Annotated in this window: 22 protein-coding genes; 12 read left to right on the top strand and 10 right to left on the bottom strand. The window is 42.3% G+C overall.

The features are described 5' to 3' along the window. Positions 1 to 69: 69 nt before the first annotated feature. From PQ469_RS23675 to PQ469_RS23635, 9 genes are all read right to left on the bottom strand, one after another. Positions 70 to 960 (bottom strand): glycosyltransferase family 2 protein, encoded by an 891-nt coding sequence (locus PQ469_RS23675; protein ID WP_274209869.1) that lies wholly within the window; start codon positions 958 to 960, stop codon positions 70 to 72. An 11-nt stretch (positions 961 to 971) separates the two neighbouring features. Next, positions 972 to 1,829 carry an alpha-1,2-fucosyltransferase gene (locus tag PQ469_RS23670; protein ID WP_274209868.1) on the bottom strand — a complete coding sequence of 286 codons (858 nt, stop codon included), beginning with the start codon at positions 1,827 to 1,829 and terminating at the stop codon, positions 972 to 974. Between the two features lie 56 nt (positions 1,830 to 1,885). Next, positions 1,886 to 3,157, bottom strand: a complete 1,272-nt coding sequence (locus PQ469_RS23665) for an ABC transporter ATP-binding protein (RefSeq protein WP_274209867.1) — start codon at positions 3,155 to 3,157, stop codon at positions 1,886 to 1,888. A gap of 5 nt (positions 3,158 to 3,162) precedes the next feature. Continuing rightward, positions 3,163 to 4,026, bottom strand: a complete 864-nt coding sequence (locus PQ469_RS23660; protein ID WP_274209866.1) for an ABC transporter permease — start codon at positions 4,024 to 4,026, stop codon at positions 3,163 to 3,165. After that, positions 4,023 to 5,141, bottom strand: a complete 1,119-nt coding sequence (locus PQ469_RS23655) for a glycosyltransferase family 4 protein (protein ID WP_274209865.1) — start codon at positions 5,139 to 5,141, stop codon at positions 4,023 to 4,025. Before PQ469_RS23655 ends, PQ469_RS23660 begins: the two co-directional genes overlap by 4 nt. After that, positions 5,134 to 6,924 carry an asparagine synthase (glutamine-hydrolyzing) gene (gene asnB, locus PQ469_RS23650; RefSeq protein WP_274209864.1) on the bottom strand — a complete coding sequence of 597 codons (1,791 nt, stop codon included), beginning with the start codon at positions 6,922 to 6,924 and terminating at the stop codon, positions 5,134 to 5,136. Before asnB ends, PQ469_RS23655 begins: the two co-directional genes overlap by 8 nt. A gap of 161 nt (positions 6,925 to 7,085) precedes the next feature. Then, on the bottom strand, positions 7,086 to 7,598 hold the full coding sequence (locus PQ469_RS23645) for a UpxY family transcription antiterminator (protein WP_090651715.1): 513 nt from the start codon (positions 7,596 to 7,598) through the stop codon (positions 7,086 to 7,088). Positions 7,599 to 7,620: 22 nt separating this feature from the next. Continuing rightward, positions 7,621 to 10,041, bottom strand: coding sequence for a GumC family protein (locus PQ469_RS23640; RefSeq protein WP_274209863.1), 2,421 nt, complete (start codon positions 10,039 to 10,041; stop codon positions 7,621 to 7,623). Next, positions 10,041 to 10,826, bottom strand: a complete 786-nt coding sequence (locus PQ469_RS23635; protein ID WP_274209862.1) for a polysaccharide biosynthesis/export family protein — start codon at positions 10,824 to 10,826, stop codon at positions 10,041 to 10,043. Before PQ469_RS23635 ends, PQ469_RS23640 begins: the two co-directional genes overlap by 1 nt. 102 nt (positions 10,827 to 10,928) lie before the next feature. Between PQ469_RS23635 and PQ469_RS23630 the strand changes: the two genes are divergently transcribed. The 8 genes from PQ469_RS23630 (at position 10,929) to PQ469_RS23595 (ending at position 18,349) form a co-directional block, all read left to right on the top strand. Then, positions 10,929 to 11,666, top strand: a complete 738-nt coding sequence (locus PQ469_RS23630) for a glycosyltransferase family 2 protein (protein WP_274209861.1) — start codon at positions 10,929 to 10,931, stop codon at positions 11,664 to 11,666. 78 nt (positions 11,667 to 11,744) lie between these two features. Then, entirely contained in the window at positions 11,745 to 12,848 is a 1,104-nt protein-coding gene (locus tag PQ469_RS23625) for an MraY family glycosyltransferase (RefSeq protein WP_274209860.1), read from the top strand. Positions 12,849 to 12,985: 137 nt separating this feature from the next. Beyond that, positions 12,986 to 13,984, top strand: a complete 999-nt coding sequence (gene gap, locus PQ469_RS23620; RefSeq protein WP_274209859.1) for a type I glyceraldehyde-3-phosphate dehydrogenase — start codon at positions 12,986 to 12,988, stop codon at positions 13,982 to 13,984. A 95-nt stretch (positions 13,985 to 14,079) separates the two neighbouring features. Then, positions 14,080 to 14,514 (top strand): GNAT family N-acetyltransferase, encoded by a 435-nt coding sequence (locus tag PQ469_RS23615; protein WP_274209858.1) that lies wholly within the window; start codon positions 14,080 to 14,082, stop codon positions 14,512 to 14,514. Between the two features lie 100 nt (positions 14,515 to 14,614). Next, a complete protein-coding gene (locus PQ469_RS23610) occupies positions 14,615 to 15,805 on the top strand; it encodes a phosphoglycerate kinase (protein WP_090651721.1) in 1,191 nt (396 codons plus the stop codon). 223 nt (positions 15,806 to 16,028) lie between these two features. Further along, positions 16,029 to 16,910 carry a lipoyl synthase gene (lipA, locus tag PQ469_RS23605; protein WP_090651722.1) on the top strand — a complete coding sequence of 294 codons (882 nt, stop codon included), beginning with the start codon at positions 16,029 to 16,031 and terminating at the stop codon, positions 16,908 to 16,910. A gap of 24 nt (positions 16,911 to 16,934) precedes the next feature. Next, entirely contained in the window at positions 16,935 to 17,486 is a 552-nt protein-coding gene (locus PQ469_RS23600; protein ID WP_090651723.1) for an RNA polymerase sigma factor, read from the top strand. Positions 17,487 to 17,488: 2 nt separating this feature from the next. Further along, positions 17,489 to 18,349 (top strand): anti-sigma factor, encoded by an 861-nt coding sequence (locus tag PQ469_RS23595; protein WP_274209857.1) that lies wholly within the window; start codon positions 17,489 to 17,491, stop codon positions 18,347 to 18,349. A gap of 352 nt (positions 18,350 to 18,701) precedes the next feature. Here the strand turns inward: PQ469_RS23595 and PQ469_RS23590 are convergent, their stop codons facing one another. After that, positions 18,702 to 20,207 carry an NAD(P)H-hydrate dehydratase gene (locus tag PQ469_RS23590; RefSeq protein WP_274209856.1) on the bottom strand — a complete coding sequence of 502 codons (1,506 nt, stop codon included), beginning with the start codon at positions 20,205 to 20,207 and terminating at the stop codon, positions 18,702 to 18,704. Positions 20,208 to 20,480: 273 nt separating this feature from the next. Here PQ469_RS23590 and PQ469_RS23585 point away from each other — a divergent pair, with 273 nt between their 5' ends. The 4 genes from PQ469_RS23585 to PQ469_RS23570 all read left to right on the top strand — a co-directional run bounded on the left by PQ469_RS23585 (position 20,481) and on the right by PQ469_RS23570 (position 25,382). Next, positions 20,481 to 21,086, top strand: a complete 606-nt coding sequence (locus PQ469_RS23585) for an RNA polymerase sigma factor (RefSeq protein WP_274209855.1) — start codon at positions 20,481 to 20,483, stop codon at positions 21,084 to 21,086. Between the two features lie 42 nt (positions 21,087 to 21,128). Continuing rightward, positions 21,129 to 21,350 carry a hypothetical protein gene (locus PQ469_RS23580; RefSeq protein WP_274209854.1) on the top strand — a complete coding sequence of 74 codons (222 nt, stop codon included), beginning with the start codon at positions 21,129 to 21,131 and terminating at the stop codon, positions 21,348 to 21,350. Between the two features lie 277 nt (positions 21,351 to 21,627). Next, entirely contained in the window at positions 21,628 to 22,623 is a 996-nt protein-coding gene (locus tag PQ469_RS23575; RefSeq protein WP_274209853.1) for a FecR family protein, read from the top strand. A 92-nt stretch (positions 22,624 to 22,715) separates the two neighbouring features. Then, positions 22,716 to 25,382: a TonB-dependent receptor gene (locus PQ469_RS23570; RefSeq protein WP_274209852.1), complete on the top strand. Its 2,667-nt coding sequence runs from the start codon at positions 22,716 to 22,718 to the stop codon at positions 25,380 to 25,382. Positions 25,383 to 25,386: the final 4 nt, after the last annotated feature.

The raw sequence follows: 25,386 nt of genomic DNA, 5'->3' as shown, positions 1-25,386 counted from the left end.
ACGCAAATTATGACTGATAATTTAAACACGATTTAACGAATAAGGATATAACCGGTTTGAATATACACATCACCCAAAAACAGAAACGAGTTTAAATACTGCCCTTTGCGATACAGGTTCGGGCTTTGCAAAAAGTTTTTTAATAACAAAGGTCACCATCTTCTTCCCTTTGTAATTAAGATGGGATATGATAAGATTGAGACATTGGGAATGGAAGTCTTGATTAAAGATGTACCATTTCACTTTATCTATAAGTACCTGTCTGAATTTATCGGGGGCGTGTTCTTTAAGCAAATTGCTATAAGCGTGAAATATAGGCGCAGCGATACCTGTATTTTGAAAGGTTGATTGGTTGCTATGTACCCGGTAATAAAAAAGCCTGTCGGGAATTGATTTAAACACTTTATCCGCAATAAGTAATTTTAACCAAAGGTGGTAATCTTCTGCGTTTTGGATATCAGCATCCTCTGTAAATCCGCCCACCTGTAGCAAAGCTTCTTTTTTTACCAATACAGCAAGAATAGGGATACGGTTTTGTTGAACAAAATCGGCGAAATTATCGCTGTTCCAAGCCGTTTTTACTTCTACATTATAATCTTCAACCTGGCTGTTTGTAAGGCTATAGCCTTGTGAAAAAAGTAGGTCGGTATTTTTATCTTCTGATATCAGTTTCGTCTGGATGGTCAGTTTATCGCTTGTCCATTTATCGTCGGCATCTAAAAAGGCTATGTATTTGCCATTACTGTTTTGTATGGCCAGGTTACGGGCTTTTCCCTGTCTGCCATTTTGTTGATACAGGTATTTAATCCTTTGGTCGGTAGCTCCAAAACGCTTTACTATTGTGGCTGTGTCATCTGTGGATCCATCATCAACAACAAGCAATTCCCAGTGAGGATATGATTGGTTGATAACGCTTTCAATACTTTCGGCAATATAATTTGCCGCGTTATACGCGGGCATTATTACAGAAACTAAATCTTTATCCAATTTAACGGAACAATGTCTGTTTTAGCCGATACAAACCAGTTATCAGGTGCAATAACCACCTTATCGGGATTGTTATTTAACCATGCGCCCCACCAGCTGTAGCTGCTGTTGGCAATAATGTTGTGGCTGCACAGGCTCATCAGGTACATGTCTTCCCAGGTGTTGGCCGAGGCCCCTGAAACAATGGTAACCTTATCACCCAGGAAATCAAAGTTTAACCTGCACCATTCCGGGTCATCCGAAAAAACAAAATAATGAGGGCTGCTTACCTGCATTTCTAATTTATCTTTTGCCTGTTGATAGTAAGATAGAGGTAGCGTGCCATGAAATGCGTTTACCTCGGGCCTCAAATAATCTCCGCGGCGTACGTGAATGCTTACCGGGTTTAATGCTTCGAGTATCGCATCCTTTTTTTCGATGTTTCCTGCCGGAAATTTAAAATCGTGTAAAAGTTGTTCTCTTATCGGTTTAAAATAATCTTCATTTTGAAAATAGCCATCCAAATAAATTGCAGGTGAGGTTATTGCCTGAAGATTGATAAACTCATTATTTTCTGTTTGACAGATGAACACTGCCCGGGGCGTCAGGATACGTTTAAGATACCTGTAAAAAACTTTCCTGCTTTCTATTAAAGGTTTCATAAACCTGTTTGCCGTTTTGAACCGGATATTGTTAAAAATTGCTAATTCAAAATGCCTTGCAGTAAGTGTGTTTGTGCTTGTGGTATTGCTGCTTAAAAAATTCAGATCAAAATATACCGGTTTGTTGCCGCATATGCTCCTGGCGGCAGCATATTGAAACATTTGGTTACCAAGGCCGCCCTGTAGTTTAACAATAAGCATTATTGTTTTTTAATAAATTGGTGCCGCAGTCAAACCGGGATACCTTTTGCAATTTATTATAGCGAAGAAATTTCTACCTGCATGGGATTGAGCAGGAACCCAACATTAGTCGTTCTGACAATTGAGCTATCTATGAACGTATCTGTTGCTTCTGATATGACAAATGAGGCCACATTTTCAAGGTAATGAACTGATCGTTCAAAGTTAGAAAGCCCAACTGTTAAGTTATAATTGCCAGGCGCAAGTATTAAGTGCGTTTCTTTAAAAACGGCTTCATAATAACCTTCATCCAAATCTGTTTTTGTGCTCCAGGAGGTGCTAATGTTAACATCGATAAAACTATTGATGCCCAATCCAATAATAAAGTGTTGTGCTTTTTTATTGATTTTAAAAAATACGCGTATTTGCCAATTTTGGCCAACCGGTATCTCCTGGATAACGTTGCCGTAACTATTTTCAATTTGTATTTTTGAAGTATAGCCAATCATTTCGTCGGCGTTATGGGGCAACGGGATTTCGAACACGGCTTTTTTTACCTTCGAATCCTGTAAGTACTGGTCAATAACGCTTTCTGTTTTTCCGATGCATATCAGCTTCCCGTTTTCCAGTAACATGCCATGTTTACAAAGCTTTTGTATTGCCGCCATATTGTGGCTTACAAATAGTATTGTTCGTCCTTCACCTTTGCTTACATCGCCCATTTTGCCCAGGCATTTTTTCTGAAATTCCGCATCGCCAACGGCCAACACTTCATCAACTATCAAAATTTCCGATTCCAGGTGGGCGGCCACCGCAAAGGCCAGGCGCACATACATTCCAGACGAGTAGCGTTTTACCGGCGTATCAACATAACGTTCAACGCCCGAAAAATCAACTATTTCATCAAACTTCCGTTTTATTTCGGCTTTTCGCATTCCCAGGATGGCGCCATTGAGGTAAATGTTTTCGCGGCCGCTTAGTTCGGGATGAAAGCCCGTACCAACTTCAAGCAGGCTGGCTATACGCCCCTTTATTTTTACCGATCCGGTTGTAGGGGCAGTAACCCGGCTTAATATTTTCAGAAGTGTACTTTTGCCAGCACCATTGCGGCCTATAATACCAATAGCATCGCCTTGTTGAATATCAAAGTTTATATCTTTCAAACTCCAGACAACATCACTATCGCCTTTTTTTGAGCGATCATTAACCTCGCCTATTTTCAAAAAGGGGTCTTCTTTGCCACGGATCCTGGCCCAATAGCGTTCCAGGTCGCGGGATAAGGTACCGGTGCCTATTTCGCCCAGTTGATAAGCTTTTGAAAGGTTTTCGACTTTAATTACCGGTGACATATTTTTTATACAGTATCAACAAAGGTGCGTTCAACGCGGTTAAAAATTATTATTCCAGCTAAAAGTATAACAGTAGTTATTAGGGTTGTTATACCCAGCGATAACATGCTAAATGTTCCCTTGCCTAAAAAACCATACCTGAAAGCTTCTATTATGGGCGTCATCGGGTTGTACTCTACCAGCCAGGCATATTTGGGATACTTTTCTTTTACGGCAGACAAAGGATATATAACCGTTGTCAGATACATCATAAGCTGTATGCCGAAAGTGATCAGAAAACTAAGGTCGCGGTATTTTGTGGTTAATGCAGATATGATCATTCCAAGCGCTAAGCCCAGCATAGCCATTAATATAAGCAAAAACGGAAACAGCAAAAGGTAGGCATTGGGATGAACATTTGAACCTTTTATAGAATAAAATATCATAGTTAGCACAAAAAGCGCCATCTGCACTGCAAAACGAATGAGATTGGAAACAACAATGCTTAACGGAACAATTAGCCTTGGGAAATAAACTTTACCAAATAAGCCAGCATTTGTTACAAATACTGCCGACGTTTTGATGAGGCAATCAGCAAAATAATTCCAGGCGGTAATGCCGGCCATGTAAAACAAAGGCTTGTCTAAATTATCGGCAGATATGTTGGCCAGGTTTCCAAATACAAAAGTGTATATAATGGTTGTAAATACAGGTTGGATAAAAAACCACAAAGGCCCAAGGATGGTTTGTTTATAAAAAGAAACAAAATCGCGGCGTACCAGCAGCATCAGCAAATCGCGGTAATGCCATACGTCTTTCAGCTTTAAATCGAGCAGGCTGCCATTCGGGCTTAATTCAATATCCCATTCTTCTTCTATAGGTATACTCATTCGTTTAGTAGCAGTTGTAATTTTTTCATATAATCTGTTTCATTAAAATACATCAAGCATTTTTTTTGTAAATTTTCGCGTCTTGCCGGTGTCAATGGGGTGTCTAAGTAGCCGGTAATGCAATTGTATAGCTGGGCAGGATCATCGGCATTGATGGCTTTGCCCAACTCACCGTCCCTTATAGCATCAATGCTACCATCGGCATTGCCGCAAATAACAGGCAGGCCGCAGGCCAGCGCCTCAATAAATACAATGCCAAATCCTTCTTTTTTGCTTGGCAACACAAACACATCGGCCAGTAAAAAGTGATCAGATAGCTCATCTTCCTCAATAAAGCCGGTCAAAATTACTTGTTCGGTTACGCTGTGTTGTGCTATCAGTTTTTTTATTCTGACCTCTTCTTTGGCATCGTACTTCCCAGCCAGGATATACTTGATATCGGGATAGCTGCTTTTTATTTTACTTACAGCTTGTATAACATGCTCGTAACCCTTGTATTGCTCAGTAGATGCCAGGCGGGTGAGGGTGAAAATTACAGGCTGTTCCGGGTTTAATTTATAGCGGGCCAACAAATGCCGCGGTTTTTGAAAATTGACAGGCAATTTCATAAAAGGGTCAATTGCATTATTCAGTACGGTGCAAACAGCGGGGTTAAGATTGTGCCTTATTATCATTTGCCCACGGGTAAAATTGCTTACACATATAACCTTGTCGCAACGTTTTAACATGTATGTTTTAACCGGCGAGAGTGGCCGCCAAACTTCTATGCCGTGGGCAATAACCCATACTTTGCATTTGGGATTAACTAATTTTATAAATAAACCAATAACTGCAAGGTTAATGTGGCTCAAAATAACTATATCGGGTTTTACAGACCTGCTTATGGCCCTTAAAACAAAGCCTATTTTGTTTACACCGAAACCTTTAAACGCGCCGGATGGCAGGTATTGTGGCATCAGGTCGTTGTTTTTATCATAGGCCGACCATAACTCAAAATGCCAGTTAATGTTTTGCGAAAGCTGATATAAGGAATGCCCCAATGTACGGGTCATTTTTTGAATTCCACCGGTGCTGCTAAACGTCTGTAAGGTAAAAAGGATCACTTTTTTAGACATAGGGTTGTATCTGGTAAAGTGCAAAAGCTTTTGACCAGTGGATTTGATTGTTCGTAAACTTTTTTATTGTTTTTTTTACCAGCTTGCCTTTATATAAATTACTATCGCCTATTGGCTTATACTGGCTCATCCAGCGCTGCAAAGGAAAGCTAAAGCCCATTTTGGGCCTGTTCCAGACAGCCTGTGGCAACAGGTCGTTAAAACTGTCAATAAGTACTTTTTTGGGTTGTAGCGGGTTAAAACGTATTGCGGGCGAAATGCGTTCGGCCAGGGTTGTGAAATCTTCATCTAAAAATGGTACCCTTACTTCCAGGCCATGGTTCATACTCATTACATCGGTGTCCCTTAATAACTGATTTTTCATATAAAGGTTTGCCTCAAACCATGAAGCTTGTTCTGCGTCGTAAACACATCTTTTTTGCGCTTCCTGACTGTCAAAAAGTACTTCTTTTACCTCTCTGTCGCCAATGTCAAGCATCCGCGCAATATCGCCCGTTGAAAATAATCCGCGCAATAAAAGATAATCGGCTATCGGGTTGTCATTTGCCAAAAAAGCAAGCTTTTTGTACGGATCGGGCAATAATTCCTGAACGGCCGAGAACAGGAAAGGAGGGATTTTTTTTAAATATTTTAGATATCCGATCCGGGTAAATGAGGGGTAACCGCCAAAGTATTCATCGGCGCCTATGCCAGACAATACTGCTTTTAAGCCATCCTCGTGCGCGTATTTGCTGATAAACCAACTGTTGATGCCATCAGTGGTCGGCATATCCATGGCGCTGATAATTTGCGGCAGGTGGGTTTCAAAATCCTGTTGCCTTACTAAATGCGAGAAGTTTTGGCCACTTAGTTTATCAAGTACCAGGCGCTGATACGCCTGCTCGTCATAGCTTTTTTCATTAAAAAAAATGGATATAGTTTTAAGCTGTTCTTTTTTTTGCTTATCGGCCAGTAACGTAATCAGGCTCGAATCGGTACCGCCGCTTAAAAATACCCCTAACGGGGCATCGGCTATTAGCTGGCGTCCTACTCCATTTATCAAAGCTTGTTTAATAAGGTGCCGCGCTTCATCAGCATCTGTTATCTGATTGTTGTATCCTCCTGTTATTTTGTAAGCATCTATAAAATAGGTAGATGATGTATGGTCCCAGCATAAGTAATGGCCTTTGGCAAGACTGAATACGTTTTTTAACGTAGTATAAGGTTCCGGTATATGTCCAAAAGCCAAAAAACGTATCGGCCATGAAGCATCGTTACTATTAGTTATACCGGCAGCAATAAAAGCCCTTGTTTCAGATGCGAAGCTTAACTGGCCGGCCTGGGCAAAATAATATAAGGGCTTTACGCCCGCGGTATCACGTACCAGGTAGGTGAGTTTTTTAATGCTATCAAACAATGCAAAAGCAAACATGCCCCTAAACTTGCAGAAGGCTTCGGTGCCCCATTGCATGTATGCGGCTATGATAACTTCGGTATCGGTAACCGAGGTGAATTGTGCACCAAGGGTTAAAAGCTCGTTTCTGATTTCCAGGTAATTATAGATTTCGCCGTTAAAAGTTATCCACGTTTTTTGCCCGGGATCGGCCATTGGCTGGTGCCCGTTTATGCTCAAATCAATGATTGATAGCCTGCGGTGCCCAAAAGCAAGGCTGTTTTTTTCGTCGAAGAACACGCCCTCATCATCAGGACCGCCGTGCTGCAATGCCTGGCACATGGCCTTAACTTGTTCTTTGATTAGTTGAGGCTGTAAGCGATTGTTAATTACACCTGTTATCCGGCACATTTTTAGTTAAGTCTGTTCATAGCTTCGCCCGGTAAGTCACATGTATTATTTGTAACTTATTATTAAACAGCTTGTTGTGTTTTTATTTAGCTGCTGTTTATTATGTTGTCGACCCGAAATGGGTTCAATTTAACTTTTATTTAAAATAAAGTAAAATTCAGTTAAAATCTTTCAATGTATGAGGCAGCAACATGTACTATTATGGAGCATCCAATACTTTCAAGCCTCAATATCAATTGCTTTTGTGATCGTTGTGATATTATTTCACCAGTCATCCCTTTTAACGGCCCGCCTTTTATCATGATTTTTTCCCCGGGTTGCAGGTCCTGTTCGGTTACCTCTAATTCATAGGGGCTGGCCATTAATAACTTTAACTCTGTTATCTGGCGGTCGGGCATTGAGGCGGGCTTTCCCATGAAATATAAAAATCTTGATATACCTTTTGTCATCAATATATCAGCCTGCTCATGTTGGGCAATGTTAACAAATATGTACGATTTAATGAAGGGTTCTTCAACCCATTTTTTGCGGTCGCTCCATTGTTTTAACTGGCGGTGCAAGGGAAGGTAAGCTTCAAACCCTTTACCGGTTAGTGCCTGGTATGCTTTTTTTTCGGCACGTGGCTGAGTATAAACCGGATACCAGTTTTTTGTTGAGCGTGCATTTAAATCCATTCTTTATATAAGTATGCAAATTTTATTTAAACCATCGCCGTATGTCCCACCATTTATTTTTGTCGTCTTCCAGGTAATATCCTGATCCTGAATAGCCGCTATAATCTGAATAATAGTAATACCGGGCTCCGGCACTATCGCCACTGAATTTGGTAGTGTAATATCTTGAATGCAAAAGGTCCTCTTCAAAAGCATTAAGCACTATTACAGTATTATCAAGATGATATTCCTGGGCAATGCGCTGCGGTACACTGGCCGCATAAAATTTTGACTTGCCCGACCGGATTACAAAAACATTAATATCACTTACCCTGATCAAGGGAATAGCGTCAGATACCAGGCCTATAGGAGCGGTATCAATCATTACGATATCATATTTTAATTTTAGCTGGTTTATCAAAGCCTGCATCCTGTCACTATGTAATAATTCAGATGGGTTAGGGGGCACTGGTCCCGAAACTATAAAATCGAGGTTCTGTTGGTCAGAATGTAGTATAATGTCTTCCATCTCGTTTTGATGGGCAAGGTAATTGCTTAATCCCAGGTCATTAGGTACATGGAAGGTTTTATGTAGTTTTGAGCGTCTTAAATCTGCGCCTATAAGTACTACTTTTTTATCAATAAGCGATAAGGTGCTCGATAAATTTACAGCTACAAACGATTTGCCTTCACCGGCAACTTCGGATGTAATACAAATTACTTTACTCAATTTTTCTGAGGCAAGGAAACTAAGATTTGTGCGTACCGAACGTACGGACTCGGCGAAAATAGACCGTGGTTTGCTCAACGCCAAAACCTGCTTGCTGTTTTCGTCAATTATGTCGGGGTATTTTCTTATAATACCCAGGATAGGTATGGCCGTAAGGCTTTCGATAGTCTCCTTATCATAAATATAAGGGTTTAGCACGCGTATTAAAATAATAAGCCCCAGGCCAATAGCCAGGCCAAAAATAATTGCCGACCGGTGGATATCATGCTCATTTGGCGATACCGCGTTAAAGTTGGGTTGGGCAAATTCAATTACCGTAGCGCCCGGCAATATCCCAGCGCGACTTATTTGCGCCTCCAGCTTTTTTTCGGACAAGAAAGAGTATACTTTATCGTTAATTTCGAAGTCGCGTTGCAAGCTCACCAGGTCGCGCTGGGCAGCGGGTAAGGCCATTATTGTTTGGTTTACCTGCGATAGCTGGCTATCTAAATAAGCCATATTTTTTTCGATGCTGCTGCGAATACCTTTTATGTTATTTAACGCGGTAAGCTTGGTTTGTAAAATTTGTTGGTTAACCTCCTGTAAAGGTTGGGAGTTTGGCGTAAATGTTTTTAATAGACCCGATCTTTCAGATATCAGCCCGTCTAACTTATTAATCAGGGCGTTTAGCGCAGGTAAATCAGTTCCGCCGGCGCTGAAGTTCAATGTCACGTTATCTTTTTCTTTGGTAATTTGATCTTTGAGCTGATCGAGCGAAATAAGCTGGATTTTTAACAACGATCTGTTCGATTCAATCTCGGCGGCTTTTGATGCCGATGTGGCTGATGCCGAGTTTACATCAAGTATCTTGTTTTTATTTTTATATTTTTCTATTGAGCTTTCAGACCCTTTTACCTCATTTGATAAGAATGATAGCTGACTATCGATAAAATCGATCATTTGCGAGGCCGACTGTGCTTTTTGGTTACGGTCGAATATCACGTATTCTTTCATGATATTGTTAAGCACATCGGCCGCAAACTGTGGGTTCGAGTCGGTTTCCTGGATGGAGATGATATTGGTATTTTTTCCTGTTTCTCCGGCCCTTAGGCCACCCTGTACCCTGCCTATATAATCTTCGGGGATGTTGAAATTAAAAAGGTAAATGGTGCTATTATCAATGGCTCCGGGGTATTTTATATTGAAACTGGTATTGCCAATGGTTACAGGGCTGTTATACCTGTAATTATTTTTTATTTCTTTATCGCCCGCTTTATAGCTTAGGCTAAACGTTTGCCTGTCAATTGGCCTATAGCTAATTTGTTCATGAAAAAAATTTAAGCTGTCAAATTTTATTAACTGAATGTTTAATGGTTTTGATGGATAGGTTTCTGTAGTACGCACGCGGCCCGAGAGGTAAAAACTTACCCGGTAATCCATATCCTTAATAGCGCTAAGTATAACGTTGCGGCTTTGCAGCACCGATGTGATGCTTTGTATTTTTGAGGGACCGCGCTCGGGTACTGCCATAACAGTTATCAGGTCAGATACCTCAGATTTTTTTTCTTCTATTTTAAGCGTACCGGATGTTGCATATGTTTTTGGTGTATACCACAAATAAGCATATGAAATAACTACGGCAATACCTACAGATGTTGCTATCCAGTACCATCGGCTCAATAATATTTTACCTAACTTAAAATAATCAATTTCTTGATTGGGCAGTTTTCGTTGAAATTTTTCTGTCTCTTCCATTAGCGGCGTGAAAGCGATAAAACTAATAAGGCCGTATTAAATAAAAGTAATATGGGCTGTGCAAGAGTTGATATGTTTTGTAAATTATCGTTACGTATGGAACGTTTGTTGGGCGATGCATAAACAATATCACCGTTTTGAAGTATGGCCCTCGGGTCGTTTATGGATTGTATGTCCCTCAGATTAATATAGGTTACCTGCGGGTTTTTTTGATCGCCGCGTATAATTTTTATGTTTGTTTCGTTTGCCTTATCTGACAGGCCTCCGGCCTGTCCAATCATTTCAACTAATGTAGTCCTGTCTTTTACTAAAGGAAAGTTTCCCTGTCCTTTAAATTCTCCAAGTAGCGTCACTTTTAAATTTGTAATCTTTAATTCAATTATGGGATCTTTAAGTAGGTTTTTACGGTAAAGGTCCTCAATAAGTTTTGCTGCCTGTACACGTGTAAGTCCCGATACAGGTATATGCCCAATAACAGGCAGCGCTATGGTGCCATCTTCTTCTACCTGGTAAACCTGTCCTGTACCGGCAACTCCGCCACCACCGGTGCCCGAAGCCGACGGACTTTCATCAACAACATATTTGATATTTTGCAGGTTTCGTATCTGCAGTAAATCCTGGGGCTTTATATGGTAGCTGGTCAAATCACCATTGCTCCTTTGTGATGTATCAGGATTAATATTAGTTGCTTTTTGTTCAAAAAGTATTTGGTATTGTTTACCCGAACATGAGGTTAAAACAAGAGTTATTAAAAAGAAGGAAAAAAAGTAGATTATTATACGCATAGGGACGATAACTTATGCTTAATGTGTTTATAATTTTGCAATATTTTCAAAAATACATAATTTGCGGGTATTAGTGCGGTGTATTTTTTCAATTTTCAGGGTTTGAAGGTATCGTTAATTACAGTTGTTTATAATGCCCAGGATACAATTGCCAGATGTATCGAATCTGTTATCAGCCAAAAACATCCCGATATTGAACACATAATCATCGATGGCGGATCAACAGATAACACCCTTCCAATCATCAATCAGTACCGTTCATCAATCAGCCATTTGGTTTCCGAGCCTGATAAGGGAATATATGATGCCATGAATAAAGGCATTAAGTTGGCTACCGGCCAAATTATAGGGACGCTGAATGCCGATGATCGTTTGGCCGGTGCTGATGTTTTATCGGCAGTAGTTAAGGCATTTATTGAAAATAGCGCCGAGGCTGTATATGGCAACTTGCTGATTGTAAACCTTGCCGGCCAGGTTAAACGCAAATGGAATTCTAAGCAATGCGGGGTCAATTCCTTTAACCTGGGCTTTATGCCGCCGCATCCCACCTTTTACTGCAAACGGGAATTGTTTCAAAAATTGGGCTTTTACAGTCTTCAATATGGTTCTGCCGCCGATTACGAGCTAATGCTGAGGTTTATGCACCAGTATAAAATCAGGAACTTTTATTTAAATAAAGTAATGGTAATTATGCAGGGTGGCGGAGTTAGCAACAGCAGTTTAATAAACAGGGTTAAGGCCTGGAGCTTTGATTTAAAGGCGATGCGCCAAAATAACATCATGGTTCCTGTGCTGGCACTTGTATTAAAACCATTGCGGAAAATTTATCAATATTTTTAATTTGAAATTAAACTTTTATTAAACGCTTGCGTATAACGGCTTAACAATAAAACGAATTGATCTTAATACCCCCACACAATGCTTGAACTTTTACATTCGTCTCATTTAATTTACAATATTTTAATAGTAGTATTTTCAGCATTAATTACACTGCTATGTATCCCATCTATATTACATGTTGCGCGTTCAAGGCACTTGTATGATGACGTTGGCCATTTCAGGAAACAACATGACCATGGCATTCCGCGTTTGGGCGGTGTGGCCATTTTTGTAAGCTTTACCATTACTACACTGTTATTTAGCATAATTGATAAAGCACTCCCGCTCAGTTATGTGCTTATTTCGTGCATCATACTTTTTGCAATGGGATTAAAGGACGATCTTTCCGGCGTTAATTCAAGCACCAAGTTTTTAATCCAGTTTGTAGTTGCGTTAATATTGGTATTGCTGGGCGATATCCGTATTACCAGTATGTATGGTGTATTTGGCATTACGCTGTTGCCCTACCTGCCAAGCGCTGCATTATCTGTATTGCTTATTATGCTTATCGTAAATTCTTTCAATTTAATAGATGGGATAGATGGTTTGGCCGCTACTACCGGCATTATTGTAAACGGCGCATTTGCGTTTTTATTTATGTATATCAGGCAATATGAGCTTGCCGCCATTTCGCTGGCAATGGTGGGTGCTGTTATCGGGTTTTTAAAATTCAATATTACGCCTGCCAAAATATTCATGGGCGATACAGGCGCGTTGCTTATTGGCTTAATATCGGCAGTGATGGTTGTTAAGTTTATCGAGGTAACAAAAATTGAGCATAAAAACATCCCGGCTATCAGTCATGCACCCGCATTGGCTATAGCCATATTGATAGGCCCGGTATTTGATACTTTAAGGGTGTTTGTCTTGAGAATTGTAAGCGGTAAATCGCCTTTTGAGGCCGACAGGAACCATGTTCATCACCGTATTTTGAGGTTAGGACTTAATCACCTGCAAACAACCCTGTGCTTATCAATAATAAATTTATTATCAATAGGGATGGTGTTTATGTTTGATGGCTTGAGTAATTCATTGCTCATCGTGTTCATCCTGTTTATTTCGATAATAACTAACTGGATTATTACATTTAGCCTGCGCTCAAAAGAACGTGAGCGAGTTGCTCTCCGTAATTTTTTCGCTTAATCACATTTGTTTATTTTGCCATCTTTTGTAAAGTATTTACAACTAAAGTAGTTACAACGTCACTAAATCAGTGTCGTTGTAAATACCCGTTCATCTTCATTAACTTTGCGCTCTCCATAAAAAAAACACAAAAGAAGATGAAGATCGCTATAAATGGTTTTGGCCGTATTGGGCGCATATTTTTGCGAAATATCCTAAACCGGCCAGGTATCGAGGTAATTGCTATTAATGACCTTACCGATACCCAAACCCTTGCCCACTTATTTAAATATGATTCGGTTCATCGCGGTTATAAAGGCAAGGTAAGTTTTGATGCCGGTAATCTTTATATTGATGGTAAAGCAATAAAGGTTTTGGCCGAAAGCAATCCTTTGGCATTGCCATGGCAAAACTTGGATATAGACCTCGTGATCGAATCGACCGGTAAATTTACGTCAAGGGAAGGTGCGCAATTGCATTTAGCCGCCGGTGCAAAGCAAGTAATCATCTCGGCACCGGCAACAGATAAAAGTGTGCCAACAGTGGTGCTGGCTGTTAATGACGGGCAGGTTGACTTATCATCGCCCATATTGTCAAATGCCTCGTGCACCACCAACAATGTAGCAGTAATGGTAAAAATTCTTGATGAAAACTGGGGTATTATTGATGGTTATATTACTACAGTACATTCGATGACCGGCGATCAGAATTTACATGATGCGCCGCATAAAGATTTGAGGCGGGCCCGTGCGGCATCGGCCTCCATTATTCCAACTACTACAGGTGCTGCCAAAGCTATAACTGCCATATTTCCGCATTTAACCGGTCGTTTAGGGGGCGCGGGTATCAGGGTGCCGGTGCTCAATGGTTCGTTAACCGATTTTACCTGCAGTTTAAAAAAGCAGCCAACTATAAGCGAAATTAACCTGGCATTTAAACAGGCGGCTTACGGGGATATGAAAAACGTACTGGAATATACAGAAGATCCAATAGTATCCACTGATATTTTAGATAACCCGCACAGCTGTATTTTTGATGCCCAGCTTACATCAATAGTTGGCGGGCTGGTAAAGGTTGTTGGCTGGTACGATAATGAAATGGGTTACAGCAGCCGCCTTGCCGACCTGGTTGAAAAAATAGCCCATTTTAAAAAATAACATCTAAAGTGCCTTGATATGCCACCTGCGGTTGTGTTTTATTAGCTTAACGCTTTACAAAACACAGGTTTGCACTTTTAATATTAGTTTTAAGCATGATAAAATTTATTGAGGTTGAAGCGTTACTACCCATTAGGAACGAAGTATTGCGCGAGGGGCGGCTTACCCCTGATGAATGCCGTTTCCCGACAGATGTAATAGCAGGGGCTTTTCATTTAGGGTACTACAAAAATGATGAATTGGCTTGCATCGCATCTTTTCACCCACAAAACTATGGCGAATTTAGGGGCACTGGCTACCAGTTACGCGGAATGGCTACTATCCCCCAATATAGAGGGCAGGGGCTGGGCAACCGGCTGGTGAATTTTGCGCTTACCTATCTGCGCGGCCAAAAGGTAAATTATGTTTGGTGCAATGCCCGCAAAAAAGCTGTTCCATTTTATCTCAACGCTGGTTTTGAGGTTGTTTCGGCCGAGTTTGAAGTACCGGGAATAGGGCCGCATTTTGTGATGTATGTTAAGTTAATATGAAATATTGGGCAAATTAGAACAGCTTTTTACTTTTTTAGTTAAGAATTAAGAATAAAATGCTGAATTTGCGCGCCTTACCATTAAACGACCCATATTTTATATGAAAACCGTAGATCAAATTAGTTTTGCAGGCAAAAAAGCCCTTATCAGGGTTGATTTTAACGTGCCTTTGGATAAAGATTACACCATTACCGACGATAACCGGATGACGGCTGCGTTGCCTACTATAAAAAAGATTTTGAAAGATGGCGGCAGGGTTATCCTGATGTCGCACCTGGGCAGGCCAAAAGATGGCCCTAATGAAAAAGATTCTTTGATACACGTAGTTACTCATCTTTCAGATTTGTTGGGCCAGCAAGTGCAGTTTGCTAACGACTGCATTGGCGAAGAAGCGGTTGAAAAGTCAAAAAACTTAGGTAACGGCGAGGTGCTTTTATTGGAAAATCTTCGTTTTTATAAAGAAGAAGAAAAAGGCGACGTTGCTTTTGCCGAAAAGCTTTCAAAATTAGGCGATATATATGTGAACGATGCTTTTGGTACCGCTCACCGCGCGCATGCCTCAACATCAATCATCGCGCAGTTTTTTCCTGATGCCAAATATTTCGGTTATCTGATGGCCGGCGAATTGGCTAACGCCGAAAAAATACTGAACGGCGCTACCAAACCTTTTACGGCTATCATGGGCGGATCTAAGGTTTCTGATAAGATTCAATTGATAGAAAAATTGTTGGATAAAGTAGATAACCTGATTATTGGCGGCGGTATGGCTTATACTTTTGCCAAGGCAGATGGCGGCAATATTGGTACATCATTGGTAGAAGCTGATAAACTTGACCTTGCAATAAGTCTGAGGCAAAAAGCTAAAGATAAAGGTGTAAACCTTTACTTACCGGTAGATAACGTTATTGCCGATGCTTTTTCAAACGAAGCTAAAACAGGGGTGGCCAAAACCGGCGAAATTCCGGATAACTGGATGGGATTGGATATAGGCCCCGAAACCGTAAAAATATTTAGCAAGGTAGTTGAAGAATCAAAAACCATTTTATGGAACGGCCCGATGGGGGTTTTTGAAATGGAAACATTTTTGGTAGGTACCAAGGCTATTGCCGAAGCCGTAGTTAAAGCAACCGAAAATGGCGCATTTTCCTTAATAGGAGGTGGCGATTCTGCAGCGGCAGTTGCTAAATTTAACCTTACCGACGAGGTGAGCTACGTATCTACAGGTGGTGGCGCACTGCTTGAATATATGGAAGGTAAAGAACTGCCCGGCGTAAAAGCAATTAACGAATAACTTGATATATGTAAGCTTTTTCGTGCCGGTTTTAAACGCTGGTACGAAAAGCCTTACTTCTCCCAATTAATTGGCAGTACATTTCAACCAATCCCCCCGGGAAATAAGCGTAATAGCACGGCCACTCTGCATAACTTATTTGCACATCAGTATTCTGTAATAATTCTTACAACCTGCACGCAACCTTGTGATTGGTTAAGTGGTTTTTAACTACATTTGCACCATGATTGAATTGCCGGTAGTTCCTGCAGCGAGCCAGATCCAACGTAAGCCAGATTGGCTTAGGGTGAAGCTCCCCATCGGAAAAGAATACGCTCACGTGCGCGGCCTTGTTGACGAGCACAAACTACATACTATTTGCGAAAGTGGTAACTGCCCTAACATGGGCGAGTGCTGGGGTGCCGGTACGGCCACCTTTATGATACTTGGCAATATTTGTACCCGCTCATGTTCATTTTGTGCCGTAGCAACCGGCAGGCCGCTGGCTGTTGATGTTGATGAGCCAAACCGCGTAGCTACTTCGGTTAAATTAATGCAGGTAAAACATTGCGTTATAACCTCTGTAGATAGGGACGACCTTAAAGATGGTGGCTCCATCATCTGGGCCGAAACTATCAATGCCATCCGCCGCGAAAGCCCTGAAACTACTTTGGAAACCTTACTGCCCGATTTTCGTGGTAACTGGGATAACCTTGCCCGCGTACTGGAAACCCGCCCCGAGGTAGTATCCCACAACCTGGAAACTGTAAGGCGCCTGACTAAGGAAGTGCGTATCCAGGCTAAATACGACCGTAGTTTGGAAGCATTGAAACATGTATCAGCCGCCGGTTTGCGTACCAAATCGGGCATAATGCTTGGCCTGGGCGAAACTGAGGACGATTTGCTGGAGGCGATGGATGATTTGTTGATGGCAGGTGTGCACATATTAACCCTGGGGCAGTACCTGCAGCCAACCCGTAACCACCACCCTGTTTTGGATTGGATTCACCCGGATCAGTTTGCCCGGTTAAAACAAATTGGCCTGGAAAAAGGTTTTAAATATGTAGAAAGCGGCCCGCTGGTAAGATCATCTTACCATGCCGAAAAACACTTATTTGAATTATAACAATTCCTTTATATATTCACCTCGTTGAGTAAGAAACATAAAATATCGCTTTCGGAAGATGAGTTGGTGCTTGCATTGAGGAAGCATGAAAAAATTGCTGTCGAGGCGCTTTATGACATGTACTCATCGTCGTTATATGGTGTAATATCCCGCATTGTTGTTGATACCGCCGTAGCTGAAGATATTTTGCAGGAAACTTTCGTAAAAATCTGGCATTCCTTTTCCAGTTACAGCGCCGAAAAAGGCCGTTTATTTACCTGGATGGTTAACATTGCCCGTAACCTGGCAATTGACAAAATCAGATCAAAAGATTTTAAAAACCAAAACAAAAACCAGGAGATTGAAAATAACGTAACTTTTATTGACGAACAAAGGAGCACTGCTTACAAGCCTGAGTTAATGGGGGTTAAAGATTTAGTTCAGACTTTGAAGCCTGAACAGAAATCAATTATCGACTTGGTTTATTTTAAAGGGTACACACACGTGGAGGCAGCCGAAGAGCTGGGTATTCCACTGGGTACTATTAAAACAAGGCTGAGAATGGGTATACAGGAACTCAGAAAACATTTTAATTGAAAGTGGAAGATTTAAAAGCATATATAGAGACAGGGATACTGGAACTTTACGTTTTGGGGGATGTAACCCCCGACGAGAAGCGCCAGGTGGAAGAGATGGCTTCAAAACATCCGGAGATAAAAGCCGAGCTGGATGAAATTGAGCGCTCGATGGAATTATATGCAAAGGAAAACGCTGTTGAACCATCAGAAAATTTACGCAGCCGGGTTTTAGGCAGCCTGCTCACCAACTTAGGCGATGACAGGAATTTCAGTAAAGCACATCCGCAAAAGGACAATGAGACCGATGATGAGGATGAAGATAATGAAGATAATATTGTAACCCTGCCTGTTCAAAAAAAGGAAAGTGGTTTTTACAAATATGCTTTCGCGGCCAGCCTGGCGCTGTTGGTAGCAAGTACCATTGCATTGGTAAATGTTTACAGCAAGCTGCAGGCCTCAAATGAGCAACTGGTTGCACTACAGGCCGACAAACAGCATTTTGCCAACCAGGTTAAGCTAATGGATGGAGAATTGACGGTTTACCGCGATACCACCTACAAACTGCTAAGATTAAAGGGCACAGCCAAAACGCCGGAGTCGGTATTAACTGTTGCGTTTAGCCCGGTACATAAAAAAGTTGTTATCGACCTGGCCAATATGAAAATGCCAGTGAATGATAAAGCACATCAATACCAGCTTTGGGCCCTGGTAGGCGGCAAGCCGGTTGACCTGGGCGTTTTTGATTCGGGTGCTGATACCCTAACCAATATTAAAGAGATGAAGTCGCTGGCCTCGGCAGATGCATTTGCGGTAACACTTGAACCGCGTGGCGGCAGTGTTAACCCAACTATGGACCAGATGATGGTTATTGGCAAATTTTAAAAAAACACGCAGTCCTTCCCTAATAATTATAATTTAAAGCAGCTAACACGGGATGTTGCTGGCTTTTTATATCCAATAATTGTCATTTTGAGGTAATTTGAGGCGTATTTGTTAAGCTAATACCCGGTTTGCAAAATATTTAATACTTATTTAACAATAAGCCAAACCATTTATTCGTTTTTTTGTAACTATTAGGATGTCACCGACGTCTTATAACCAGTTAGATTAAACAGAGCCTGTGAAGTAACGAAAATGAAAGTGATAGATCTAACTCATAAACATGAGTATTTAGTTCTTTATAAGATCAGTTAATAGTTAATAAAAAAGGATGTATGATACTTGCATCCTTTTTTTATGCCATCAACTTTGCCATGGTAACCGGCAATTGAGAAATGATTTTGCCTGGCAACACTACATTAAGCCGGCTTGGTAAAGCAAGTTCGTCCCCGGCTTTTCCATGTATATAAATTCCTGCCAAACAGGCTTCTAAAGGTGTATATTTTTGAGCCAGCATAGCTGTAATTACCCCGGTAAGTACGTCGCCCATGCCTCCTGATGCCATAGCAGCGTTGCCTGTGGGGTTAAAATAACATTTGCCCCCGGGTGTTATAGTTATAGTATAGTTGTTCTTTAATACAATATAAATATTTAGCTGCCGGGCTTCTTCCAGTCCGGTTTCAAGCCTTTTCCACCAACTTGTATGCGGGCCGAACAGGCGGTCAAACTCCTTCATGTGGGGCGTTAAAATGCTGCCTGCGGGCAATTTTTTTAGCAATTCTTTATCCTGGGCTAATAAATTAAGGGCGTCGGCATCAATAACTAATGGTTTTTTATAGTTTTTTATGAGGGCCGCTAACAGTTTTGCAGCATCATCGTGCTTGCCCAAACCAGGCCCAATGGCTGCAGCGTTAAATTTCTCCCATTCAATCTCCGGCAATTCATTTTCATTGCGTACAATCACCATAATTTCGGGCAGGTAGCTATTTAAAGCAGTCAGACCGCTTGCGGGTACACAGGCCGTTGTTAAACCAGCGCCCGCATGTGCCGCGGCCGATGCGCTAAGCAAGGCCGCTCCCATGGTTTTTTCCTGCCCGGCTATAATCAGCGCGTGCCCGTAAGTGCCTTTGTTACTAAAAGGGCGGCGGGGTTTTAGTATTTTGCGAATGTCTTTCTCTTCAATAAACTGGTATGCGGAGTTTAGCGATTGCACAAAACTTTCATTAATGCCAATATTTACGGCTTCCCAGCAATTGATGTAAGGAGCCGATTCGGGCAGCAGGAAACTGATTTTAGGCTGTTGAAAAGTAATCACCAGGTCGGCTTTTATAGCTACTGCGTTCGGTAATATTTCGCGTTCCGAAAAAAAGCCGGTTGGCACATCTACCGCAACTATTGTTCTGTCAAGGTTATTGATGTAATTTACCAGGCGTCCATAGTCGCCGCTAAGCGGTTTGTTTAGCCCGGTGCCAAGCAAAGCATCAATTAATATAATGCCGTCGTCTGGTGGCAGCTCTGCGCTTTTGTTTATGTTAATGATAGTAACACCGGTTTGCTTTAACCTTTGCAGGTTAGCCTTAAAATCGTCGGTCTGCCGTTCGCTGAAGTAAGCTATTTTAACGCTTAGTCTTTTATATTGATGATCTTTAAGCAGTCGGGCTATGGCCAGTCCGTCGCCGCCGTTATTACCGGTGCCGCAATAAAAGGATATACCTACATTTTTATCCGGAAAATGGTTGATAAACCATCCTACAAACGCTTTCGAAGCCCGTTCCATCAAATCTATAGAAGCTATCGGCTCATTGGCGATGGTAAAAGCATCGGCCTGGCGTATTTGTTCGGAGAGGAGTAAAGGCAGCATATAACTTAAAGTTAGGAATTATATGTTTTGTTTGGGATTGAAATGATAATTGAAAATTATGTGCCTAAAAAATTGCTCATTGGATACCGGCGGTTACACTTTTAAATAGAGCTGATTTGGTGAAGCCGCTACATCAAACCCAGGGCCCCAACATTTCTTTGCGGTAACACATATAAAATTACCATTATTTGCGTTTAGTGTAACTTTAGCCGTTTAACTTCGTCCTATCAATACATCACCCAATAACAAATTGGGGCATCCTATGAGTAAAACATGCCCATTTTGACCCTCACTAAGCCCTATACCGATCAGCAGCTCCTGGATTTGATCAGGACGGATGACCGCGGTGCATTTACCGAACTGTACAACCGTTACTGGGATAAAACCTATGCCGTTGCCCTGCACCGCCTTGACGACGAACACGAGGCCGAGGAAGTGGTACAGGAAGTATTTTTAAGCATCTGGCAGCGCCGCGCGACGCTACAACTAACCCATACGGTGGCTACCTATCTTTCTGTTGCTGTAAAATATAAAGTAATTAACCACCTGGCCAAACAACACCGCCGGCAATTGCAGCATGATGAACTTACCATCACATCGCCGGTGGTTGCCGACAGCACTGCCGACTGGCTGCATGAAAAAGAATTGCGGCAACTGTTAGAGAAAACCGTCAGCCAGCTCCCCGAAAAATGTCGTATTGTTTTCCTGCTCAGCCGCGACGAAAATAAAACCTATGCCGAAATTGCCGCCGAACTGAACATATCGCAAAAAACAGTAGAAGCACACATGAGCAAAGCCCTGCGCGAATTAAGGGAAACGCTGGGCGTATCGGCACCCGTATTGGCTTTCATATTGCTTAATGCAGACCGGTTTTTGTAGAGTAAATTAGTACCTTAGATAAACCACTAATACATTCGGGACATGAGGAAGTCATCTGTAGATATCAGTAACAAAGAATTTGAACAAAGAGCCGAAATCAACCCGACTAAACCTTCTTTAAGTAAAATTGAACTGCGTGTTTACAACAGCCTGAAAGCGTCGTTTGAACAAATCAAATTACACCAGAAAGGTAAAATTAAGCTGCAAAATGCAAAAGAAGCCTTGGTAGAAGTAGAAGCATCGATTAAAGCCAATGACCTTTGATGTTGTTTTAACGCCATTAGGTATCTTTCCGCATTAGGTCCCCCAATGTTATTGAGTTAAGGATTTAAGTTCGATTTAATATCGAACAGCGAATGTCCAATTTCGAATAATGAAGGAAAAACTTCGGTGTTGGACATTCGAAATTCAATGTTCGATATTGTTTTTTCTTTTTCCTTAACTTAATGACGTTGCCCTCCCTCAAAATAAATTTCATTTCTCACTAAGGGTATCCGGCCCCGCCGTTGACTATATGTACAAAAGATAGATATATTTTACGATGGAAAACAACGCCTACGATATTAAAGAGCTTGCCCATAAACTTGAAAACGGAACCATTACTCCCGAAGAAATGGCCTGGTTTGAGCAATGGTACCAGCGGTTTAATGATGAAGAAGTACTGCTCACGGGCAGCAGGCACTCCGGCACCAATGAACTTAAGGATAGTATTTTTAATCGTATTGCATCGCAAATGGAAGCGCCTGCGCAACCAAAACGTAAGGTAATTTCCTTATGGCGTAACGTAGCTGCAGCAGCGGCTATAGTGTTATTGGTTGCCTTTGCGGCCTTTTACAAAAACGCTATCCTGGATATTGTCGATCCGGTAAAACAGGTGGATTTAACGAGCAAAGCAGGCGAGCACAGGCAAATCAGTTTGCCCGATGGTACCCTGGTGTGGCTAAGCCCGTCGACCCGCATCAGCTACCCGGATAATTTCAGGGGTGCGCAGCGTTTAGTAAAACTGGATGGCGAAGCATTTTTTGATGTAAAGCACGATGCCAATCATCCGTTTATCATTCAATCTGGTGCCATCAAAACCGTGGTGCTGGGTACCAGCTTTAACGTAACGGCTTATAAGGATGCAAAAACGGCCGAAGTTACGGTGGTAAGCGGCAAGGTGGGCGTGCTCACATCGGCAAGCGGCAAAAACCAACGGCAAATCATGACAGCCAGGCAAAGGGCGGTATTCAACAAAACAGATGGCTTGCTGGTGAAAGAAAACTATCCCGATGCCGCAAAATTCCTTGGCCAGCGTAATGGTAATTACGATTTTGAAGGCGCATCAATGCAAACCGTTGCTGATGAACTTGGCAGGCAGTATGGCGTGCAGATAAATGTTGACCCACGCATAGCCAATAGTTTATACTACGGGCACTTAAACACTACACGCCTCATCGGCACCGAGCTTGATTTGCTTTGTACCGTAATGGACAACACCCGCTGGCAAAAAGTGGGCAACCAATATTACATCCGGGAAATTATAGCTAAACATTAACCTTTTGATCCGGCTGATTACCGGGCATGAAAATCAACTCAAACCAGGGAAGTTTTTAACAGACTTACCCACATTTAAAAAACCTACACAAAATGAATAAAACCAAACCCACATGGTTATCCATGTTGATTTGCGCTGTACTGCAAATACCTATCCTGTTCCGAACGTCGTTCTGCGCCATCGTTTTACTTGTATCAAGCCAACAGGTTTATGCACAAGGGCCGTTGGATAAAACCTTAACCATCAGCATAAATAATGAACCTGTTAAACAGGCTTTAGATAAAATAACCGCTGCCTGCGGCGTTAGGTTTACCTATAACCAAACCGTTGCCCAAAGCCCCGCAAAAATCAGCATCCATGCCAAAAAACAGCCTTTGGGCGATGTATTAAAGCAAGCTTTTGCATCGGCCCCCTTCAGCTTTTCGGTGCTGGACCAGGACGTTATGATTAAATATGATGCGGCTAAAATAAAAAAGTTGCCGGCCGCCGTGGCAGGCGGCAAATTCATCCTAAGCGGTACCGTTAAATCAAAACAAAGCGGCGAAACCATTATTGGCGCCACCATCAGGGTTCCCGATGCCAGCCAGGGCACCTCGAGCAACGAGTACGGCTTTTACTCCATTACCCTGCCGGCCGGTAGCCATCAGCTGGCTATCAGCGCTGTTGGCCAAAAAAGCACTTTCGTGCAGGTGAACCTGACAGCCAACCAGCAGCTTAACATCAGCATGGATAATAACGAACAGGCGTTGCAGGAGGTTACCATCAGCGCCAAGGCACCCGGCACCCGCGATTTGGCCAGCCCGCAAATGGGGGTTGAACATTTAAGCGTACAGGAAACCAAAAATATCCCTGTGTTGCTGGGCGAACGCGATATCATTAAAACCATACAGCTGTTGCCTGGCATCAAATCGGCCGGCGAAGGCAGCGGCGGCTTTTATGTGCGTGGCGGCGCATCTGATCAAAACCTGATACTGCTGGATGAAGCGCCTGTTTACAACGCATCGCACCTGCTGGGTTTCTTCTCAACCTTTAACTCCGATGCCATCAAAAACATCAGCATTTATAAGGGCGATATGCCGGCCCAATACGGCGGCAGGCTATCATCCGTGCTGGATATTAAAATGAACGAGGGTAACAACCAAAAGTTTGGCGTAAGCGGCGGTGTTGGGCTGATAGCCGCCAGGATTAACGTGGAAGGCCCCATCCAAAAAAATAAATCATCGTTCCTTATCTCGGCCCGCCGTACTTATGCGGATGCTTTCCTGGCTTTCTCTAAAGATTCTATCGCCAAAAAAAGTCAGCTGTATTTTTATGATATCAACGCCAAGGCCAATTATATTTTGGGCGATAGGGACAGGATTTTCTTATCCGGGTACTTTGGTAAAGATGTATTGAAGGCCAGCGATATAGCAGGTATTAACTGGGGCAACACCACCGGCACCCTCCGTTGGAACCACATTTTTAACAGCCAGCTATTTTCAAACACCTCGGTTATTTACAGCGACTATGATTACAAGATCAATATTAAGGAGGATGTAAACCAGTTCCAGATTTTCTCGCAGATAAAAGACCTTAACCTGAAGGAAGACCTGCAATACTATGCCGGCGATAAAAATACCATCAGCTTTGGTTTTAATGCCATTTACCATACCATTAAGCCCGGCGAAATTTCATCCACCGGCAACTCGGGTATAATATCGCAGAGCCTGCAAAACAGGTACGCGCTTGAAAATTCGCTGTATGCTACCAATACCTGGAAAGCATCTGATCGTTTTAGTCTTACTTATGGCGTACGCCTGTCGGCCTTTACCATCCTGGGACAGGGCGATTATTATACCTTTGATGCCGATGGCAATATCACGGGCACAAAACACTACTCCACAGGGCAGGCGGTTAAAACCTATGTTAACCCCGAGCCACGCATCGCTGCAGCCTATTCGCTCAATGATTATAGTTCGGTAAAGGCTTCGTATGCACGTAACGCGCAAAATTTGCACCTTATCTCCAACTCCAACTCTGGTTCGCCAACAGATAAATGGGTGGCCAGCACCAACGTTATTAAACCCGAACTGGCCGACCAGTTTTCGGTAGGCTATTACCGCGATTTCGGCGACCATAAATATGAGTTCACCTTTGAAACTTATTATAAAAAAATGCAAAACCAGGTTGATTACCGTAACGGCGCCAATATTTTTACCAACCAGCCTATTGAAACCCAGCTGCTTTACGGCAAAGGCCGTGCTTATGGCGCCGAGGTGCTGCTTAAAAAGAAAACCGGCCGCTTAACCGGCTGGGTAAGCTATACCCTGGCCAAAACCGAACGGCAGATAGATGGCATTAACAACAACCAATGGTACAATGCCCGGCAAGACCGTACGCACGACCTGGCCATTGTAGCCATGTATAAAGCCACCGAAAAGTGGACCCTATCGGCCAATTTCATATACTACACCGGTGATGCGGTAACTTTCCCCAACGGCAAGTACCAGGTAGATGGGGCCAATTACTATTACTACACCAGCCGTAATGCCGACAGGATGCCTGCCTATAACAGGCTTGACCTTGGCGCCACCCGCCAGCTAAAAAAGAGCAGCAAATTTGAATCGGATTTAACTTTTAGCCTGTACAATGCACTGGGCAACCACAACGCTTACCGCATTTATTTCCGCAATAATAAAGACGATGCCAGCCGCACCGAAGCTGTGAGGACCACCCTGTTCACCTTTGTGCCTTCCATCACCTATAACTTTAAATTTTAATTGT

This window comes from Mucilaginibacter sp. KACC 22773, from assembly GCF_028736215.1.
Classification (GTDB): Bacteria; Bacteroidota; Bacteroidia; order Sphingobacteriales; family Sphingobacteriaceae; genus Mucilaginibacter.
Note: the sequence above shows the minus strand (reverse complement) of the source record. Positions and strands in the feature narration are given on the sequence as shown.

Coding starts and splice junctions, on each gene's coding strand:
- PQ469_RS23585 (WP_274209855.1), top strand. CDS start 20,481: ATGCCCATTTTGACCCTCACTAAGCCCTATACCGATCAGCAGCTCCTG.
- PQ469_RS23580 (WP_274209854.1), top strand. CDS start 21,129: ATGAGGAAGTCATCTGTAGATATCAGTAACAAAGAATTTGAACAAAGA.
- PQ469_RS23615 (WP_274209858.1), top strand. CDS start 14,080: ATGATAAAATTTATTGAGGTTGAAGCGTTACTACCCATTAGGAACGAA.
- gap (WP_274209859.1), top strand. CDS start 12,986: ATGAAGATCGCTATAAATGGTTTTGGCCGTATTGGGCGCATATTTTTG.
- PQ469_RS23645 (WP_090651715.1), bottom strand. CDS start 7,598: ATGGATTTAAATGCACGCTCAACAAAAAACTGGTATCCGGTTTATACT.
- PQ469_RS23625 (WP_274209860.1), top strand. CDS start 11,745: ATGCTTGAACTTTTACATTCGTCTCATTTAATTTACAATATTTTAATA.
- PQ469_RS23675 (WP_274209869.1), bottom strand. CDS start 960: ATGCCCGCGTATAACGCGGCAAATTATATTGCCGAAAGTATTGAAAGC.
- PQ469_RS23665 (WP_274209867.1), bottom strand. CDS start 3,157: ATGTCACCGGTAATTAAAGTCGAAAACCTTTCAAAAGCTTATCAACTG.
- PQ469_RS23575 (WP_274209853.1), top strand. CDS start 21,628: ATGGAAAACAACGCCTACGATATTAAAGAGCTTGCCCATAAACTTGAA.
- PQ469_RS23655 (WP_274209865.1), bottom strand. CDS start 5,141: ATGTCTAAAAAAGTGATCCTTTTTACCTTACAGACGTTTAGCAGCACC.
- PQ469_RS23590 (WP_274209856.1), bottom strand. CDS start 20,207: ATGCTGCCTTTACTCCTCTCCGAACAAATACGCCAGGCCGATGCTTTT.
- PQ469_RS23640 (WP_274209863.1), bottom strand. CDS start 10,041: ATGGAAGAGACAGAAAAATTTCAACGAAAACTGCCCAATCAAGAAATT.
- PQ469_RS23570 (WP_274209852.1), top strand. CDS start 22,716: ATGAATAAAACCAAACCCACATGGTTATCCATGTTGATTTGCGCTGTA.
- lipA (WP_090651722.1), top strand. CDS start 16,029: ATGATTGAATTGCCGGTAGTTCCTGCAGCGAGCCAGATCCAACGTAAG.
- PQ469_RS23660 (WP_274209866.1), bottom strand. CDS start 4,026: ATGAGTATACCTATAGAAGAAGAATGGGATATTGAATTAAGCCCGAAT.
- PQ469_RS23670 (WP_274209868.1), bottom strand. CDS start 1,829: ATGCTTATTGTTAAACTACAGGGCGGCCTTGGTAACCAAATGTTTCAA.
- asnB (WP_274209864.1), bottom strand. CDS start 6,924: ATGTGCCGGATAACAGGTGTAATTAACAATCGCTTACAGCCTCAACTA.
- PQ469_RS23610 (WP_090651721.1), top strand. CDS start 14,615: ATGAAAACCGTAGATCAAATTAGTTTTGCAGGCAAAAAAGCCCTTATC.
- PQ469_RS23635 (WP_274209862.1), bottom strand. CDS start 10,826: ATGCGTATAATAATCTACTTTTTTTCCTTCTTTTTAATAACTCTTGTT.